This window comes from Erwinia aphidicola (assembly GCF_024169515.1).
In the GTDB taxonomy this organism is placed as follows: Bacteria; Pseudomonadota; Gammaproteobacteria; order Enterobacterales; family Enterobacteriaceae; genus Erwinia; species Erwinia aphidicola.
In genome coordinates, this window is sequence record NZ_JAMKCQ010000001.1 from 3,653,912 (window position 1) to 3,671,153 (window position 17,242).

Genomic DNA, 17,242 nt, shown 5'->3' on the forward strand with positions numbered 1-17,242 from the left:
TTTTTTATTCTCAGCGGGCCGTGATAGCGTGGCGATCGCGCCTGGCCGAGAAGATAAACGCGGCGATAAACAGCACCGCGAACAGCAGCACAATGGTCGGGCCGGGCGCGCTGTCGAGGAAGAATGACAGGTAAGTGCCGCTAAAACAGACCACCACCGACAGCAGTACCGAGCAGATCATCACCGAGGAGAAGCGGCGCATCAGCAGAATGGCAATCGCCCCGGGCGCGATCAGCAGCGCAATCGACAGCACAATGCCGACCGCCTTCAGCGTGGCAACGATAGTCAGGGCAATCATACTTAGCAGCCCGTAGTGCAGCAGCGCGGTATTCAGCCCGCAGGCTTTGGCCTGCTGCGCGTCAAACGCGTGCAGGACCAGATCGCGCCACTTGATGCCGATAATCATGGCAATCACACCGGCAATGGCACCGCTCTGCCAGATATCCGCAGGCGAGATGCCGAGCATGTCGCCAAACAGGATGTGGTCGAGGTGCACCTCTGACTTGACGGAGATATAGATAATCAGGCCGACGGCAAACATCCCCGAGAAGACGATCCCCATCACCGTATCCTGCTTGATGCGGCTGTTCTCCTTCAGGTAGCCGGTCGCCAGCGCGCAGAACAGCCCGGCGCAGAATGCGCCAATAGCCAGCGGGATGCCGACGATCCACGCAATCACCACGCCGGGAAATACCGCGTGGCTCATCGCATCGCCCATCAGCGACCAGCCCTTGATCACCATAAAGCTGGAGAGCAGGGCGCAGGGAATAGCGACAATCACCGAGATGGTCAGCGCGGCATGCATGAAATCAAACTCAAACGGGCTGAGCAGCAGCTCTGTCAGGTTCATAGTACCTCCTCTCCCTGGCTGACGCGGCGGCGGCGTGCCAGCAGCCCGTGTTTCGGGGCGAAGACAAAGGCGATAAGAAACACCAGCGTCTGCGCCACCACGATAATGCCGCCGGTCGCGCCGTCGAGATAGTAGCTCACCCAGGCGCCAAAGAAGCTGGTGACGCTGCCAATCACCACCGCAATCAGCAGCAGCCGCTGGAAGCGGTCGGTCAGCAGATACGCCGTCGCCCCCGGCGTGACCACCAGGCAGATCACCAGAAAGGCGCCGACGGTTTGCAGCGCGGCGATGGTGCAGGCCGCCAGCAGGGTGAAGAACAGCAGCTTCAGGCGGGTGGGGTTGAGGCCGACCGAGCGCGCGTGGTTCTCGTCGAAGAAGGTCACCATCAGGTCTTTCCACTTCACCAGCAAAATCAGCAGCGAGGTGAAGCCGATAATCGCCAGCTGCAGGATATCTTCCGGGGCAATCGCCAGAATATTGCCCAGTACGATGGTCTGAATATTTACCGAGGTGGGGTTAAGCGACACCATAAACAGCCCGAGGCCGAAGAAGGAGGAGAAGATCAGCCCGATAATCGCATCCTCCTTCAGCCGGGTACGCTGATTGAGAAACAGCATGCTGCCCGCCGCCAGCCCGCCGGAGAGAAAGGCACCCAGCGCGAACGGCAGGCCCAGCATATAGGCTCCCGCCACGCCGGGCACAATCGAGTGCGACAGCGCATCACCAATCAGCGACCAGCCCTTAAGCATCAGATAGCAGGAGAGAAACGCGCACACGCCGCCAACCAGCGCCGAAACCCACATGGCGTTCAGCATATACTGGTAGTGAAAGGGTTCCGCCAGCCACGCCATCAGCGCTGCCCCCCAACCACCGTCAGGCCCGGCTGCGGCAGCTCATCGCTAAACTCGACGCCGCGCAGCGCGCCGCTGAAGGCATTTTCCAGATTCTCACGCGTGAAGGTGGTGGCCGTTGGCCCGCAGGCCAGCACCGTGCCTTTGACGATGGCGGTATGATCGCAGTAGTCGCTGACGGTGGCGAGATTATGGGTAGAGACCAGCATGGTGCGGCCCTCGGCGCGCAGCTCATGCAGCAGGCTGATAATTTGCCTTTCGGTGTTAACGTCCACCCCGGTAAAGGGTTCATCCAGCAGGATCACCTGCCCGCGCTGAGCAATGGCGCGGGCGAGGAACACGCGTTTTTTCTGCCCGCCGGAGAGTTCACCAATCTGGCGCTGGCGGAAATCAGCCATGCCGACGCGCTCCAGCGCCTCAGCCACCAGCCGTTTGTCCTCCGCCCGCGCGATGCGCAGCATCCCCATGTGCCCGTAGCGGCCCATCATCACCACATCCTCCACCAGCACCGGGAACGACCAGTCGACGTCTTCGGACTGCGGTACGTAGGCGACCAGGTTACTTTTCAGGGCGCGTTTTTCGCTCATGCCAAGCAGGGTGATTGACCCGCTGGAGAGCGGCACAAAGCCCATAATCGCCTTAAACAACGTCGACTTTCCGGAGCCGTTGATGCCGAGCAGCGCGGCAATGCTGCCGGCCGGGATCTGTAAGGTAGCGTCGCGCAGGGCCGTGTGCCCGTTACGGTAAGTGACCGTCAGCTGGCTGACGTCGATACCGGGCTGCTGGTTCATTTTGCTAACCCCTCGTTGATGCCGTTGACCACGGTTTCGCTGGTGACGCGCAGCAGGTCGAGATAGGTCGGCACCGGGCCGTCTGCCGCACTCAGCGAGTCGACATACAGCACGCCGCCATAGTGGCTGCCGGTTTCCCGCGCCACCTGACGCGCCGCTTTATCGGACACGGTGCTCTCGCTGAACACCGTCGGGATCTGCTGCTGTTTCACCGTGTCGATCACTTTACGCACCTGCTGCGGCGTGCCCTGCTGGTCGGCGTTAATCGGCCACAGGTACAGCTCCTTCAGGCCGAAGTCGCGCGTCAGGTAGGAGAATGCGCCCTCGCTAGTCACCAGCCAGCGCTTGTCGGCGGGGATCTGCGCCAGCGCCTGCTCGACCGGGGCAACGGCCGCATTGATTTTGGCTTTGTAGGCTTCAGCATTCTGGCGATAGGTTGCCGCGTTGTCCGGGTCATACTTCACCAGCGCATCGCGGATGTTATCGACGTAGATCAGCGCATTTTTCGGCGACATCCACGCGTGTGGATTCGGTTTGCCGCTGTACGGCCCTTCGCTGATGCCCATCGGCGCGATCCCGTCAGAGACCACGACCTCCGGCACCCCGGAGAGATGACGGTAAAAGCGCTGGAACCAGAGCTCGAGATTGAGGCCGTTGGCAAGGATCAGCTGCGCCCCCTGAGCGCGCTTGATATCGCCCGGCGTCGGCTGATATTCATGGATCTCCGCCCCCGGTTTGGTGATCGAGGCGACATCGGCGGCATCCCCGGCGACGTTTTTCGCCATATCGGCGATCACGGTGAAGGTGGTGATCACCTTGAATTTTTCTGCGGCGCTGGCAGGGGCCAGCGGTAACAGAGCAACCAGCAGGGCGCACAGCCCGCGTTTAATCCAAAGCCGTTCAGGCATTACAACCCCCATAGAGTATAAAAAATCGGCATAGTTAGCTGTTGCTATAAGGTATAGCACAGGCTATATCGCAGGGTGAATCATTTTTACAGGGGATGACAATTCAATATTCACGACTCTGAGGGTTTTCATCAACTATTGTTGATCCAGAGCCAGAAGTGAACTGAGTTAAGATGTGACTATAAACGCGAGTGCGGTGAATCGACCCGCTGCTCAACAGGCTGTGCAAAAAAACAGATAATGGTGATGATATGATTAAGAAAGCAGTTTTGGCAGCGTTAGCAATAACGGTATTTATTCAGTCTCCTGCGCACGCAATTTCTGAAAAGTACCGTCAGCAGCTCGAGCGTTCCGGCTGTACTCAGCAGTCGGAGCTGCAGGGGTGTGATATACACAAATCTAAGCAGCAGAACGCCCGCGCGGGGTTTTCTGACAAAACCATGCAGGGCGCAGCAAACGGGTTAACTGCTTTTGCCGGGAACTATATTGCCAGCCAAAAAAATGGTGGGAAAGTCGCTGAGATTCATATTGAGGGGGATAGCGTCTATGTCGACGGCAAAGAAGTTGCCGATGTAAACCATGTCGGCGATGTGCTGACCTTTCAGCAGGATGACACCGTCTATACCCTCTATTTAAATAACAAAGGCAACAACAGCTGGAAAAACAGTGATTCAGAGACCAGCGGTCCAGTAAGCGCCGAATAAAGCAAAAAGCCCGCTCAGGTTTCCCTGAGCGGGCTTCTTAAATATGGCTCCTCTGACTGGGATCGCCTTTGCCAGTAATTGGCTGATAAATAGGCTAAAATTGAATCCACTGTCTGTCAAGACCAGCAGAATGACCACCTTATGCTATACATGCCATCCATCTTGATCATACAAATCTATTGTAAGCCAGTGCAGTTTATCATCTAAGGCCTACTTAATGATTTACCTATTAGTCTCATTGAGATACGTTTAATGTAGGGGGGCACTTTGATCGTTATATTGAATCGCCACGGGTTTAACAGACACCTCAGAGTCATTTAAGATGGCTTAAAGAGAGGTGCCCATGAGCGGTAAGCGTTATCCCGAAGAGTTTAAAATTGAAGCAGTCAAACAGGTTGTTGATCGCGGTTATTCTGTTGCCAGCGTTGCAACACGTCTCGATATCACCACCCACAGCCTTTACGCCTGGATAAAGAAGTACGGTCCGGATTCTTCCACTAATAAAGAAGAGTCAGATGCTCAGGCCGAGATCCGCCGTCTCCAGAAAGAGCTGAAGCGGGTTACCGACGAACGGGACATATTAAAAAAAGCCGCGGCGTACTTCGCAAAGCTGTCCGACTGAGGTACGCCTTTATCCGTGACAACACCTGTTGCTGGCCTGTTCGCCTGCTCTGTCGGGTGCTGGATGTTCATCCCAGTGGTTTTTACGCCTGGCTTCAGCAGCCGCATTCACAACGCCATCAGGCAGACCTGAGACTGACAGGACAGATTAAACAGTTCTGGCTGGAATCGGGATGCGTCTATGGTTATCGCAAAATCCATCTGGATCTGCGGGACAGCGGGCAACAGTGCGGAGTGAACAGAGTCTGGCGACTGATGAAACGTGTCGGGATAAAGGCTCAGGTCGGATACCGGAGCCCGCGGGCACGTAAAGGCGAGGCCAGTATCGTGTCGCCCAACAGGCTCCAGCGACAGTTCAGCCCGGATGCTCCGGATGAGCGTTGGGTAACGGACATAACCTACATCAGGACCCACGAAGGCTGGCTGTATCTTGCCGTGGTTGTTGATCTGTTCTCACGCAAAATTATCGGCTGGTCCATGCAATCCCGGATGACAAAGGATATTGTCCTGAACGCACTGCTGATGGCTGTATGGCGGCGTAATCCCCAAAAACAGGTGCTGGTTCATTCGGATCAGGGCAGTCAGTACACAAGCCATGAGTGGCAGTCGTTCCTGAAATCACACGGCCTGGAGGGCAGCATGAGCCGTCGCGGTAACTGCCATGATAATGCGGTTGCAGAAAGCTTTTTCCAGTTGTTGAAACGCGAACGGATAAAGAAAAAGATCTACGGAACGCGGGAAGAAGCCCGCAGCGATATTTTTGATTACATCGAAATGTTTTATAACAGTAAGCGTCGGCATGGTTCTAGCGATCAGATGTCACCGACAGAATATGAAAACCAGTATTATCAACGGCTCGGAAGTGTCTAGATTATCCGTGGCGATTCAGGTTTAACATAGGCTGTTACCTTGTATTCTTTTTCAGGATCATAAATACCGTCGTTATAAGACAAAAATTGACACTGAGATATATATTTGTCCAGCAAGAAAATAAGCTGTATTACTATGTGTCGTTCTTCTCTTTTTCTTTTTTTCCTCTCCCAGAATGCTTCTTTTACTGTGTTAAAAATCAGCGGTCCTGCGATGGCTGCTGCTGCTCCAACTAATGCCCATGTTTCCTTTTCCACATGAATTCCTAACTGAGCTAATCACTGATGATTGAAATCTTATACCGTATGCTCACGTAGGGGGATATCTGGCGCTCCGAAGCAGGATGGGGGGCGTCACGATTCGGTAAAACCCGTATTCTACCGAATTGCGCGCCGCTGCTGCCGCAGACACAATATGTTGTGGTTTTCTCAGTTGCTGCCGATATTACATATAGTGGACGCGGGGAGCCGGACGGCCAACACCATGGCAGAACGCGCCGGTTTCACTGCTGCGCCATTCGGTAAAACTCCTGTGAGGGCGGATTTAACCGAATACGATTTACCGCCAGCGGAGTTTTTATTCTTGCTTTTTACATACTTCACAATGGCGAAGCTCAATCACAAAACGTCATTTCTGACATTAAACCAATGTCCGCTTCACGCCCTGAGACATTCGACAAGCTTTTTATGGCTTCAGTAAGGGCGAGTGTCGCGCTTCGAGAGCCAGCAAATACTTCGCTTCATCGTAGTGGGTTCTGGTCTTCCAGCAGCGGTAAATGATCCTTATCCATTTGAATGCCAGAGCCCGGATTGCAGACTGGTGAGATTTTCCTTTTTCTCGCAGTCCCTGATAATAAAGTCTGGCCCAGTATGATGAGTTAACCGTTTTGGCAGCCCATTCAACGAAGGTCTGCCCGACGAACTTGGCACACTGCCATCTCCAGTGAACCCAGCATTTCTGGCCACTTCTTTCTGTCACCGGTGCAATACCTGCGTAGTTTTGAATTTCTTCAGCGCTATTAAACCTGTCACGGTTATCACCAAGTGCAGCAAGCATTCTTGGGCCCATACACGGCCCCATGCCTGGAAGTGATTTGAACAGCCCCGCATCTGGCAATGTGTCAAACAGCGCTTCGATTCGTTCGTCATAGGTTTTTATGATTTCACTCACGACTTTAATTTGTGTCGCCAGTGCTGTTGCCATCAAAGCATTAGCCTCTATAACACTCGAGTCTGTCGTCAATGGGATCGCGTTATCAATACTTACAACACGCTGCTCGGTAAGGGCCATTGCGCGACCGCCTTTGGCATTCAGAAAGTTGCGGATCGTCTCGCGCCTGGCTCGTTTAAGTTGTTGCAGACTGGGCCATCGTATAATCAGTTCACAAAACAGTAAGCTACCCCGATGTGAGAACCACTCCAGGGGTTGAGGATAATACTGTTTAAGCGTGTTGATTATCCGGTTCACAAAACGGCGTTTATCTTCAACCAACTGACGACGCTGCTCAACCAGTTGCTGGAGTAACCGGATATCCGCATTGTCGGGTTCAATAGCTTTTATCTTTTGGGGATAACGCAGCATTAACTCTAATGCGAGCTCGGCATCCTGCGGGTCATCTTTAGCGCCGCTGGGCGAGAAGGCTTGCCGGTAACGAGCCAGTGACAAAGCGTGGACGGGGAAAACGGTGATAAAGGGATATTTTTGAAGAGCATATACCACGGGGCCCTTCTTCAGCTCGAGAGCTATGGCGATTCTACCTTTTACCTTCTGGTGTAACTCAGTAAGCCAGGCATCAAGCGCTTCTGCTGTATGTTCAATCACATGGAATACGCGTTCGCCGTTTTTAAACTGAACACAGACATCGTGTTTTTTATCTGCCCAGTCCAGACCAACGTGCGCAGCAAACTGATTAGTCACAGTCATCACCAACTCCTTTTTATCGGGGATTGGTATGCATTCCACGCTTTTCGAAAGAAATATAGCCAGCAGTTTATCTGCATGCCCTGAGTATTCGTTAGCGAACGTGGAGCACCTACTGGCTCGAAAGAAAAGCAGCGATCATCACGTGATTCTCGCTCAATATTCGTAACCAGTAAGCGCATACCCTGAATCACTTAAAAGTGTAATTCTCAGGGTGCGAATGACTATACTTCGCTCACAGCGGACCTTCAGCGCGTCACGTGTTTGTCTGCTGTGTACCAAGAGCAGACGTTGGTCACATCATTGCCCATCAATCAATTGACAGTTATTAACTTTATATATCTGTAAGATACAGACGGTGGGTAACTTTATCGACATCTACTAGCGGAATAAAGCCAGCACGTTCATAGAAGATGAACGCTGATTGAGGCGCGTTAGTGTTGATAAAATCAAACCAGCGGCCAGAACCCTCCAGTATCGCCCTGAGCAAAGCAATGGCAACTTGCCTTCTTCTCCATTCAATTCCTACATAGAGATGACGGAGTCGTCCAGTCCGAACTGAAGGCGTGTAGGGGTCTTGGTTTAATCCACACACGCCAATGAGTAGCCCGTCGGCATAAAAACCTAACAGGTCCTCACCTGCCTTATCAAAGCGGTTTTGCCCGTTCAGCCAGTTTTCTTCCAGTCTGTGTAGCATGTTAAATCCAGCAGCCATGCTCTCTGCTTTTAACGCAAAAAAGCCTTTGTTATCCGGGGTAATGCTCTCGATAAGAATATTCATGAGTAGTCCCTTTGCATTTAAAGTATTAAGTATCCCGAATAGCTGACTGTGCGCCAGGAGCGGCAGTTAGATCCGATAAATGCAATCAGTACAATGACTTTGAGAAACAGACGGCTTCTTCTCTGCCTATGTATGGGCCATAATTATCAATACGAACATATCCATTTTTCTCGTAAAAATTGACAGCCCGAAGGTTGATATGTCGGGTTTCCAGCTTAAGTTCTCGATATCCCATTTGCTTTGCAGAGGTTTCCAGAAAAGTAAGTAATGCACTACCCACGCCTGGCTCGCTTCGGTCCGAAAACATTCTTTTAAGCTCAGCTATGTTTTGTGTTAATGGGCGGATTGCACCGCATCCTATCGCGTCGCCATGTGCATTTTTTGCCAATACCCATAATGCTTTGTCATTGTTCATAGTTTCAACGGTGAAGTTGGTTTTGCCATTCTCGCCAGTAATAGCGGCAAGTTCAGCTGACAGCATTTCGATTAAGCGATGGGATTCTGAAGAAAATGGATCTGATTTCTCTACTGTTATCATGGTTATATCCTGCAAAGGGAGTTTAACCAGAATAAAGTATGCTGCCTGAAAAATCACCATATTGGAACAGATAATGGGACAACCCTGATCCTTGGCTTTATCGGGGATGCAATGTCCGTTCCTCGCTCATAACTGACCCAATCCGTTTCCGTGGATAGATCTAAATGATAAGCGAACCTCACACTTTCGATTCACGCAGGTCAATTCGGTTGAAGATGCTCATAAACGGCTTAACAATTTCTCCGAGTTGAAGCCAGAAAAATGCCGTACCAGTACAGACTGATACGGCTATCTCTGTGGTTTATTTGGTCAGAGGGGTTATCCCATTGCGCAACTGATTTCCTTCCCACAAATATAAGGTGGAGCATACGCTTTCCGGCACATATCCAGATAATCCGACCACCATTGCAACATCGCTTTACGGGCATCGAGATATTCTGCTTTATGGAGGTAAGCCGCTCGAACGCTGTTACGCTCCTGGTGACTCATCTGCCGTTCAACCGCATCCTGTGCCCATAGGCCAGACTCCATCAGGGCACTACAGGCCATTGCCCGAAACCCGTGGCCGCAGATTTCATCTTTTGTGTCATAACCCATCAGACGTAGCGCCTTGTTGACCGTGTTTTCACACATCGGTTTATACGGATTGTGATCGCCGGGGAATATCAACACCTGATGCCCGGATATTTCCCGTATCTGTTTCAGAATAGCAATAGCCTGACAGGAAAGTGGAACGATATGTGGAGTACGCATTTTTGCACCACGCCCAGAGTAGCGGACGCCGGGGATGGACTCGCGAGTGGCAGGAATGGTCCAGATTCTATTTTTGAAATCGATCTCAAACCAACGGGCGAAACGCAGTTCGCTGGAACGGATGAATAGGTGAAGGGTGAGTGATACTGCCAGGCGGGTTAGTTCTCGTCCTTGCTGGTAGTCCTCAATACGAATCAACAGCTCCGGCTGTCGCTCCAGCGGAAGGGCAGGGTAGTGGCGTTTAACGGGAGGAGCGATGATACCGTCCAGATTTGCAGCCGGATTGTGCTCTATTAACTCCTGATGTACGGCATGGCGCATGATGTTGCATATATGCTGCCGGGTACGTGCTGCGACTTCCAGCAGACCTTTTTGCTCAATGCCTTTCAGCAGGTCGATAAAGTGACGAGGTTTCAGTTCAGCTACCGGCACGTGTCCAATCACAGGAAATAAATGATTGTTCATGCTGGCAAGCAGACGGGAGGCGTGGTTCTCTGACCACGTTCGGTTGCTTTTATGCCAGTCCAGTGCCACATACTTGAAGGTTTTTTCTGGCGAGGAAGTGGCTCTTTCAGCAGAGCGCTGTTGTGCTGGATTGATATTCTGCGCCAGCAGTTTACGGATGCCGTCACGTTGTTGGCGGGCATCAGCCAAAGACACTTCAGGGTAGGCACCTAAGCCGAGGCGTGATTCTTTTCTGTTGATACGATATTTGAGATACCAGAGACGTGAACCGCCGGGATTGACCAACAGGTACAGTCCATGAGAATCGGAAACTTTGAAGGGTTTTGCGGATGGTTTTAAGCTGCGGATTTTTGTGTCGTTAAGAGACATTTGGGGGTCACTCCGTCATCGAACCAACATGACCCCAAATCTGACCACCAAATTCTCCCGATGCAGAGGGAAAACTAAAAATGCATCGGGAAGATTTTTCACGCTAACTCGTTGAATCTAAAACGCCTAAAGATTCGTGAAGATGCATGAAAACATAAATATGGCTCCTCTGACTGGACTCGAACCAGTGACATACGGATTAACAGTCCGCCGTTCTACCGACTGAACTACAGAGGAATCGTGTGAACGAGGCGAATATTAGCGGTCCGCCCCGTGGCTGTCAACTGCAAAAAAAAGTTTAGCTTTCAACTGGCTGCGTTTAAATCAACCCGGGCGATTAGTGTACAGTTCCGCCGGGATTGTGGTGTAACTGCTGCTGCTCCAGTCGCTGATTAGGATCCTGACGATAGAACTGGCGAAATCGCTGGTAGAGTGACGGGAAGCGGGCAATCAGTAGCTCCGGCGCGCTGAAGAAATACTCCGACAGCACGGCGAAGCACTCGGCCGGTTCGCTGGCAGCATAGGCATCAATACTGGCGGCGTTTTCACCCACCAGGTCAATCTCATCCTGAATGTGGTTCATTGCCGCCATCAGCTCGCGTTCCCAGCTTGCGACGTCGCGCATGGCCATGGCCGGTACGCCGTTCGCTTCGCCGCTGCCGCGTGCGTCCAGCTTGTGCGCCACTTCATGGATCACCAGGTTGTAGCCGGAGCAGTCAAAGGAGTCCTGAATATCCAGCCAGTTCAGCACAATCGGCCCCTGTTGCCAGCTCTGCCCGGCGTGGACCATGCGTTCACGATGCACCAGGCCAAATTCATCCTGCCACTCGTCGTCCACCGTAAACGGAGAAGGGTAGAGCAGCACCTCATGAAAGCCGTCCAGCCAGTCATAGCCCAGGCTCAGCACCGGCAGGCAGAACAGCAGCGCAATGCGGCAGCTTTTCAGCTCATCCAGCTCAAAGCCCTGTAACGCCACCAGCCGCTTCTGGCGCAGAAAGCGGTCGGCAAGCTGGATCAGGGTTTTGCGTTCGTCACTGCTCAGCGCAGACAGTAATGGAATGTCCAGCGCCTGTTGCCAGGGAAGCCCGCTATTTATCGCGTCGTCATCGCTTTTCCATGGCCACTTGATCATGCAGTTGACACTCCACAAAAGTAAATAAAGGGAATATTCAATCAGTTATCGGGAAGTCTGTCTGTGACTGAACGCAAACAGCGCCGAAAAAAATCAGCGCTGCGAAGGTACCTGCTGGCCTCAGATGCGGTCGAAATCGATTACCCACACCCAGGGATTCACTTCCCAACTGGTGCCGCCGTACTGAATAGCCCACTGCTTGCGGTAGGCATCTTTCGCCGAAACGGCTTCGCTGTGCATGGTGAAAAAATTATTAAGGAAGTGCGAATCAACCTGCACCCCTTCGGCCATAACGTCGTCGTCGCTGATATCCTGGATTCTCTCCACGCGCACGCCGGTGACAAGCAGGTTAATACGGCTGGCCCAGCGCGGCATATGAATCCCTGCCTGCCAACCGAACTGGTCGTCCTCTTCATCGGTACTGTAAATGCTGGAGTCAGCGCGGTACTGGCAGTAATCGATATTTTTGAACTGTAATGGGGAGTGCTGGTACTGAGCCATTTCCTGCGGGGGCACGACCGGCCCACGCCAGGTTTCTCGCACCCACAGACGGTCGCCGGGTTGACCATACGGGCAGTGGTAGCTGAGATTTTCCATTCCCAGTACGCGGTTTCCCTGCAGGTTATTGCTTAATACATCAATGCCGTAGCAGCCTTCGTGGTTATCCTGAACCGACCCAAACAGCTGGGACTTCATGATGCGCCTTGTCTGCCGTTGCTGACCGGAGAGCAGGGCGCGCACCCGTTGATCGCTAAATAAAATCGGGCGTTCTTTCATGGCTTGACCTCTAATATGACTTTCTTGACCAGTGCCTGGCTCATAAGCAAAGTAAAAATACAATACAGACAATTCCTAACTTTAGCTTAAAAAAACAAACAGGTGGGTATTTTCACTAATCATCAGCAAGTCTTATAAAAAAAATGGCGCGAAAAATTTGCACCGGGAAAGTGTGCCGCCTTCCGTCTTTGCGGTGTGGCTTAAACCTGGCTGTCGTGCGGTAACACAAATGACATTTTACCATAATACAATATGTTACTGCGACTAAAGCTTGTACGATCGCGGCCATTGATAATGGGTATCAGTTCACTTCACTGGCGGGTCAAAAGTCGTTTAAACCGTGCCAGCGTATAATTTATTGCGCAGCGCATGACTTCGGATCATAACATTTATTTATCTTTTGATCGAAAATTAGTCACACGCTAACGCATTGGTAAAAAGCTGAAAATGCAAAAAATGTTGTGAGAAGGTTAAAACAACCGCTATAAGTTTGATGTGGATCTCATTTATGCTGATATGGCCGTCCCGTTACAGTGGGCAACCACCACTGACATCTCAAAAAGTCCAAAAAATAAGGAGAAGTCTATGAACCTGACCCATTGGCAATCCCGCTTTGACGCTTTTCTTTTCGAAACCTGGCAGCATGGCGATAAAGCCCATGATATCGCGCACCTTAAGCGCGTCTGGCAAAGCGCGCAGCGCATCATGCAGGGGACAGAGGCTGACGAACTGGTGGTGCTCACCGGTTGCTACTTCCACGACATCGTAAACCTGCCAAAAAACCATCCCGAGCGTCATCTGGCCTCGAAACAGGCCGCAGATGAAACCCGGCGCATTTTGCGTGAGGTGTTTCCTGATTTTCCCGCAGACAAAATCGAGGCGGTGGCGCATGCGGTGCACGCCCACAGCTTCAGCGCTGGCGTGACGGCAGAAACGCTGGAGGCGAAAATTGTGCAGGATGCTGACCGCCTTGAATCGCTGGGGGCGATTGGCCTGGCGCGCGTGTTCTACGTTTCGGGCGCGCTGGGGCGTTCGCTATTTGACAGTAATGACCCGCTGGGGCGCGACCGTTCGCTGGATGATGCCGAATGGGCGCTGGACCATTTCCAGAAAAAATTGTTGAAGCTGCCTGAAACCATGCAGACCGCTGAAGGAAAAAGAGTGGCCGAATTTAACGCCAGCTTCCTGGTAACCTATATGGCGAAGCTATGCGCTGAATTAAAAGGGGATTTCTGTGCCCTCGATCAAAGCGTGCTGGAGGAGTTCAGCCCGCTAGCAGAGAAATATTAAATTTTTGTGACAGTATGGTTAAGTCGCACATTACGGGTTAGCTTGTTGAGACAATTCTCAGGAGAATCAGGTATGACCGACAAAGTCAGTTTAACTATCAAGATCGATCCTTCCCTTAAGGAAACGATCAAAGCCGTTGCTCTGGAAAACCAGCTTTCGTTGAGTGAAGTTGTGACGACTCACCTGGTGAAAAGCCTCTCTGCGCAGCCGGCGGCTGTTGACAGTCTCGATACTGAAGAAGCCGTCACTGAACAGCTCAGCGCTGCAGAACTCAAGCAGATCCGCAGCCTGCTGAAGAAATCGAAAAAGAAAAAATAAACCGCTTCTCAGCGTCCCTTATTTCAGGGACGCCATTTAATCCTCTACAACACAAACTGACTGACGCTATGCGACAGCCGTTGCGCATGATCGACCAGCGCTTCTGAGGTGTCAGCACTGCGGCGCGTCAGCTGCTCGCTCTCTTTTACCTGCTGATTCAGGCGACCAATCTCCATGGCGATGCTGTTAACACGCTTACTCTGCGCGTCGGCGTTGTGCTGCAGCTCGCTCAGCAGCGTCACCACGCCGGAGACGGCAGAGGCGATCTCCTGATACAGGCCGTCCAGCGCCTGCACCTGATTGAAGCCGCTGTCGATGTGCTGGTGGGTGCTACCGATCAGCCCGTCGATGGTGCGGGTGGAGGCGCTGCTTTTCTCCGACAGCAGGCCGATCTCCTTCGCCACGATAGAGAAGCTGCGGCCATACACGCCCGCATGAGCCGATTCGATGGCGGCATTGAGCGCCACCAGTTTGGTTTGCAGGGATATCCCCTCCAGCAGCGTCACGATCCCGGCAATCTCGCCGGAGGCATCGACGATCTGGCGCATCTGCGACTCGACGGCAATCACCACTTCGCCACAGCGCTGGGTCAGGCTGTCGGTAGCCTGGACCTGCTGCGTGGCGTGGCGGGTGAACGCTACGCTGTGGCCGACCTCTTCCGCCACGCGGTTGAGGCGCTGGCTGATATGATCAAACGCAGCCGTCTGCTGCTGATTGTGGGCGCTAAACTCGTCGCTCTGCTGCGCCATGCGGTCAGCGCTGTCGCGCACCGCGCTGGAGATGGCATTGATCTCACCAACGATATGCTGCAAGCCGTGCTGCATCGCGCTGATGCTATCGGTCAGCTGGCGTATCTCTGCCGACTGAAAAGCGCTGAGCTGCGGCTGTCGGGAGATGTCCCCGGTGGCGATCTGCGCCAGCCAGCTGGATACGCGGTCTAACGGTTGGATCACCCCGCGCAGCAGCAGGCCACCGCCGAGCAGCAGCAGCCCGCCCAGCAGTGCGGAGATTGCCAGCGACAGGTTGCGGCTATTGGTCAGGGAGGAGAGCGTGGACTGATTCAGTTCGCCGGACCGCTGGTTTTCCTGCGTCAGCACCTGATAGTAAGCGTCATTGAACTGCTGCTGAAACGCCTGCATCGGTACCATAAAGAAGGTATCGATATCTCTGGCATTCAGCCCTTTCAGCTGCTCCTGCAGCCCGTCGGCCAGCAAAGTGAAATTCTGCCGCAGCGGGCTCTCTTTGCTGGCGGGGTACTGCCCGAACAGCTTACGCGCCTCATCCAGCGAAGCCTGGGCGGTCTCTGCCAGGCTTTTCCAGCTGTCGACCGATCCGGTCTGGTTATCCTGCATCAGATAGATGCCGGCCCGGTGGCTGTTATCACTGGCGGTCAGCAGTTCCATGCGCGCTTTGTCCAGCAGCGCCTGGCGGTTGGAGAGGGCGTGGGTTGCCGCCACGTTATCGCCAGTGCTGCTCACCAGCCGGGTCAGCAGCAGCACGCCAGCGCACTGCAGCAGCGAAAAAATGATTAAAAACAGGATAAAGCTACCGCGCAGGCTTTTCAGCCAGCCGGGTGGCGCGGTAAAGCAAAAACGAGGGCGACGTAACAGGCGCAGCGGTAGAACGGTCAGCAGTGACATAGTGGGTCCCGTAAAATAAAACGGAGTATTCGCCGCTTTTATGTCACCCGTGTTACAGCGCACCCACCGCGGCGGCAAACAGAAAGCTGTGCGTGACAAAGGCAAATTAGTACCAGTAAAAACTGCTGGCGCGATACTGCCCTGAGCGAGTTTTGTACATCCCCATGCAGTGTTAACGATTTGCGCCTGGCGCTGGGTCAATGAGGTGATAGACTGGCACCCGTTTATCCCTTTTATTGAGTGATTATGAGCGATTTTGACCGCGTGGCAGCTGAACTGGCCGAACAGGCACGCGCACAGGCGCAGCAGAAAGAGGACCAGGACCGTCAGCTGCTGCTGCGCGTGCTGGAAATTTACGATCAGAAAACCGTTGCGGCAACGCTGCGTAAGGTCAGCCAGCAGGAGTGGACGCGCGAGTCGGTGAATCGCTGGGTGAAAGGCAACAGCCGTAAAATGCTGAGCGAAGCCGAAGTCAGCATGCTGCACGGCATGTTGCCCGCGCCACCCGCCCATCATCCTCACTATGCGTTTCGCTTTGTCGATCTGTTTGCCGGGATTGGCGGCATCCGCAGCGGCTTTGAAGCGATAGGCGGCCAGTGCGTGTTTACCAGCGAATGGAATAAGCACGCGGTGCGCACTTACAAAGCTAACTGGTACTGCGATGAACAGCAGCATCGCTTTAATCAGGATATCCGCGATGTGACGCTGAGCGGCAAGCCGGAGATTAACGAACAGCAGGCCTATCAGCACATCAGCCAGCAGGTGCCGGACCACGATGTGCTGCTGGCCGGTTTCCCCTGTCAGCCGTTTTCGCTGGCGGGCGTATCGAAGAAAAATGCGCTCGGGCGCGCGCACGGTTTTGAGTGCGAAGCCCAGGGCACGCTGTTTTTTGACGTGGCGCGGATTATCACCGCCAAAAAGCCGGCGATATTCGTGCTGGAAAACGTTAAAAACTTAAAAAGCCACGATAAGGGCAATACCTTCCGCATCATCATGCAGACCCTCGACGAGCTGGGCTATGACGTTGCCGATGCCGATACTTCCGGCCCGCAGGACCCGAAGATTGTAGATGGTCAGCACTTCCTGCCGCAGCACCGCGAGCGTATTGTGCTGGTCGGCCTGCGCCGTGACCTGAAGCTGCCGACCTTCAGCCTGAGTCATCTCTCTTCTCTCTACCCGCCTAAACGCACGCCGCTAAAAGCGCTGCTCGACCCGGTGGTAGAGGCGAAATATATCCTGACCCCGACGCTGTGGAAATACCTGTATCAGTATGCGAAAAAGCACCAGGCACGCGGCAATGGCTTTGGCTATGGGCTGGTGGACCCGGAGCGCGAACAGGGCGTGGTGCGCACGCTGTCGGCGCGCTACTACAAGGACGGCTCGGAGATCCTTATCGATCGCGGCTGGGATAAAGCGCTGGGTGAGCAGGATTTCGATAATGCCAGTAACCAGAACAACCGGCCGCGCCGCCTGACGCCGCGCGAGTGTGCGCGCCTGATGGGCTTTGAGCAGCCGGGCAGCGCTGATTTTCGCATACCGGTTTCGGATACTCAGGCCTATCGCCAGTTTGGCAACTCGGTGGTGGTACCGGCGTTTGCCGCCGTGGCACGGCTGCTGCTGCCGTGGATCGAGCAGGCGGTGCGTCAGCGCCAGATTTAGCTAAA

Annotated in this window: 17 protein-coding genes and 1 tRNA gene; 5 read left to right on the forward strand and 13 right to left on the reverse strand. The window is 53.4% G+C overall.

Annotated elements, in window-relative coordinates:
* Positions 1–10 precede the first annotated feature (10 nt).
* Genes J2Y91_RS17230 through J2Y91_RS17245 form a run of 4 tightly spaced genes read right to left on the reverse strand, consistent with a single transcriptional unit; the run spans position 11 to position 3,400 of the window.
* Complete coding sequence (locus J2Y91_RS17230) at positions 11–850, reverse strand: metal ABC transporter permease (RefSeq protein ID WP_253538983.1); 840 nt, start codon at positions 848–850, stop codon at positions 11–13.
* Positions 847–1,701, reverse strand: a complete 855-nt coding sequence (sitC, locus tag J2Y91_RS17235) for an iron/manganese ABC transporter permease subunit SitC (RefSeq protein ID WP_253538986.1) — start codon at positions 1,699–1,701, stop codon at positions 847–849. The genes J2Y91_RS17230 and sitC overlap by 4 nt, the downstream gene beginning before the upstream one ends.
* Entirely contained in the window at positions 1,701–2,492 is a 792-nt protein-coding gene (locus J2Y91_RS17240) for a manganese/iron ABC transporter ATP-binding protein (RefSeq protein WP_253538990.1), read from the reverse strand. The genes sitC and J2Y91_RS17240 overlap by 1 nt, the downstream gene beginning before the upstream one ends.
* On the reverse strand, positions 2,489–3,400 hold the full coding sequence (locus J2Y91_RS17245) for a metal ABC transporter substrate-binding protein (protein WP_253538993.1): 912 nt from the start codon (positions 3,398–3,400) through the stop codon (positions 2,489–2,491). The genes J2Y91_RS17240 and J2Y91_RS17245 overlap by 4 nt, the downstream gene beginning before the upstream one ends.
* Positions 3,401–3,651: 251 nt before the next feature.
* On the opposite strand from J2Y91_RS17245, the gene J2Y91_RS17250 reads away from it, so the two are divergent.
* Together J2Y91_RS17250 and J2Y91_RS17255 are read left to right on the forward strand one after the other, a co-directional pair.
* Complete coding sequence (locus J2Y91_RS17250) at positions 3,652–4,104, forward strand: hypothetical protein (RefSeq protein ID WP_133623889.1); 453 nt, start codon at positions 3,652–3,654, stop codon at positions 4,102–4,104.
* Between the two features lie 343 nt (positions 4,105–4,447).
* Positions 4,448–5,595, forward strand: a protein-coding gene (locus tag J2Y91_RS17255; RefSeq protein WP_133623360.1) for an IS3 family transposase whose coding sequence is annotated in 2 segments (ribosomal slippage) — positions 4,448–4,685 and positions 4,685–5,595 — 1,149 coding nt in all. Because the reading frame shifts where the segments join, the coding sequence is not laid out codon by codon here.
* On the opposite strand, the gene J2Y91_RS17260 is transcribed toward J2Y91_RS17255, so the two are convergent.
* The 8 genes from J2Y91_RS17260 to J2Y91_RS17295 all read right to left on the reverse strand — a co-directional run bounded on the left by J2Y91_RS17260 (position 5,592) and on the right by J2Y91_RS17295 (position 12,330).
* Entirely contained in the window at positions 5,592–5,852 is a 261-nt protein-coding gene (locus tag J2Y91_RS17260) for a hypothetical protein (protein ID WP_133623888.1), read from the reverse strand. The two genes, J2Y91_RS17255 and J2Y91_RS17260, sit on opposite strands and share 4 nt — an antisense overlap.
* 427 nt (positions 5,853–6,279) lie before the next feature.
* Positions 6,280–7,518, reverse strand: a complete 1,239-nt coding sequence (locus J2Y91_RS17265) for an IS110 family RNA-guided transposase (protein WP_133623887.1) — start codon at positions 7,516–7,518, stop codon at positions 6,280–6,282.
* Positions 7,519–7,849: 331 nt separating this feature from the next.
* The gene (locus J2Y91_RS17270; protein WP_133623886.1) at positions 7,850–8,296 is read right to left on the reverse strand and encodes a GNAT family N-acetyltransferase; all 447 of its coding nucleotides are present in this window, start codon (positions 8,294–8,296) and stop codon (positions 7,850–7,852) included.
* A gap of 85 nt (positions 8,297–8,381) precedes the next feature.
* Positions 8,382–8,834, reverse strand: coding sequence for a GNAT family N-acetyltransferase (locus J2Y91_RS17275; RefSeq protein ID WP_112348986.1), 453 nt, complete (start codon positions 8,832–8,834; stop codon positions 8,382–8,384).
* A 318-nt stretch (positions 8,835–9,152) separates the two neighbouring features.
* Entirely contained in the window at positions 9,153–10,421 is a 1,269-nt protein-coding gene (locus tag J2Y91_RS17280; protein WP_133623885.1) for a tyrosine-type recombinase/integrase, read from the reverse strand.
* 161 nt (positions 10,422–10,582) lie between these two features.
* Positions 10,583–10,658, reverse strand: a tRNA-Asn gene (locus J2Y91_RS17285).
* Between the two features lie 100 nt (positions 10,659–10,758).
* A complete protein-coding gene (mtfA, locus tag J2Y91_RS17290) occupies positions 10,759–11,553 on the reverse strand; it encodes a DgsA anti-repressor MtfA (RefSeq protein WP_099754819.1) in 795 nt (264 codons plus the stop codon).
* Positions 11,554–11,673: 120 nt separating this feature from the next.
* Positions 11,674–12,330, reverse strand: a complete 657-nt coding sequence (locus J2Y91_RS17295; protein ID WP_062818142.1) for a hypothetical protein — start codon at positions 12,328–12,330, stop codon at positions 11,674–11,676.
* Positions 12,331–12,915: 585 nt separating this feature from the next.
* Between J2Y91_RS17295 and J2Y91_RS17300 the strand changes: the two genes are divergently transcribed.
* Both J2Y91_RS17300 and J2Y91_RS17305 read left to right on the forward strand, forming a co-directional pair.
* Positions 12,916–13,620, forward strand: coding sequence for a phosphohydrolase (locus J2Y91_RS17300; RefSeq protein ID WP_048915759.1), 705 nt, complete (start codon positions 12,916–12,918; stop codon positions 13,618–13,620).
* Positions 13,621–13,692: 72 nt separating this feature from the next.
* Positions 13,693–13,938, forward strand: a complete 246-nt coding sequence (locus J2Y91_RS17305) for a hypothetical protein (protein WP_048915708.1) — start codon at positions 13,693–13,695, stop codon at positions 13,936–13,938.
* Between the two features lie 44 nt (positions 13,939–13,982).
* On the opposite strand, the gene J2Y91_RS17310 is transcribed toward J2Y91_RS17305, so the two are convergent.
* Positions 13,983–15,578 (reverse strand): methyl-accepting chemotaxis protein, encoded by a 1,596-nt coding sequence (locus J2Y91_RS17310; RefSeq protein WP_133623884.1) that lies wholly within the window; start codon positions 15,576–15,578, stop codon positions 13,983–13,985.
* Between the two features lie 246 nt (positions 15,579–15,824).
* On the opposite strand from J2Y91_RS17310, the gene J2Y91_RS17315 reads away from it, so the two are divergent.
* On the forward strand, positions 15,825–17,237 hold the full coding sequence (locus tag J2Y91_RS17315) for a DNA cytosine methyltransferase (protein ID WP_048915710.1): 1,413 nt from the start codon (positions 15,825–15,827) through the stop codon (positions 17,235–17,237).
* Positions 17,238–17,242: the final 5 nt, after the last annotated feature.

What these genes read in the sequence shown, in the direction of transcription:
- J2Y91_RS17300 (WP_048915759.1), top strand. Translation starts at nt 12,916, where the DNA reads ATGAACCTGACCCATTGGCAATCCCGCTTTGACGCTTTTCTTTTCGAA.
- J2Y91_RS17310 (WP_133623884.1), bottom strand. Translation starts at nt 15,578, where the DNA reads ATGTCACTGCTGACCGTTCTACCGCTGCGCCTGTTACGTCGCCCTCGT.
- J2Y91_RS17265 (WP_133623887.1), bottom strand. Translation starts at nt 7,518, where the DNA reads ATGACTGTGACTAATCAGTTTGCTGCGCACGTTGGTCTGGACTGGGCA.
- J2Y91_RS17275 (WP_112348986.1), bottom strand. Translation starts at nt 8,834, where the DNA reads ATGATAACAGTAGAGAAATCAGATCCATTTTCTTCAGAATCCCATCGC.
- J2Y91_RS17250 (WP_133623889.1), top strand. Translation starts at nt 3,652, where the DNA reads ATGATTAAGAAAGCAGTTTTGGCAGCGTTAGCAATAACGGTATTTATT.
- J2Y91_RS17245 (WP_253538993.1), bottom strand. Translation starts at nt 3,400, where the DNA reads ATGCCTGAACGGCTTTGGATTAAACGCGGGCTGTGCGCCCTGCTGGTT.
- J2Y91_RS17280 (WP_133623885.1), bottom strand. Translation starts at nt 10,421, where the DNA reads ATGTCTCTTAACGACACAAAAATCCGCAGCTTAAAACCATCCGCAAAA.
- mtfA (WP_099754819.1), bottom strand. Translation starts at nt 11,553, where the DNA reads ATGATCAAGTGGCCATGGAAAAGCGATGACGACGCGATAAATAGCGGG.
- J2Y91_RS17270 (WP_133623886.1), bottom strand. Translation starts at nt 8,296, where the DNA reads ATGAATATTCTTATCGAGAGCATTACCCCGGATAACAAAGGCTTTTTT.
- J2Y91_RS17315 (WP_048915710.1), top strand. Translation starts at nt 15,825, where the DNA reads ATGAGCGATTTTGACCGCGTGGCAGCTGAACTGGCCGAACAGGCACGC.
- J2Y91_RS17305 (WP_048915708.1), top strand. Translation starts at nt 13,693, where the DNA reads ATGACCGACAAAGTCAGTTTAACTATCAAGATCGATCCTTCCCTTAAG.
- sitC (WP_253538986.1), bottom strand. Translation starts at nt 1,701, where the DNA reads ATGGCGTGGCTGGCGGAACCCTTTCACTACCAGTATATGCTGAACGCC.
- J2Y91_RS17240 (WP_253538990.1), bottom strand. Translation starts at nt 2,492, where the DNA reads ATGAACCAGCAGCCCGGTATCGACGTCAGCCAGCTGACGGTCACTTAC.
- J2Y91_RS17230 (WP_253538983.1), bottom strand. Translation starts at nt 850, where the DNA reads ATGAACCTGACAGAGCTGCTGCTCAGCCCGTTTGAGTTTGATTTCATG.
- J2Y91_RS17295 (WP_062818142.1), bottom strand. Translation starts at nt 12,330, where the DNA reads ATGAAAGAACGCCCGATTTTATTTAGCGATCAACGGGTGCGCGCCCTG.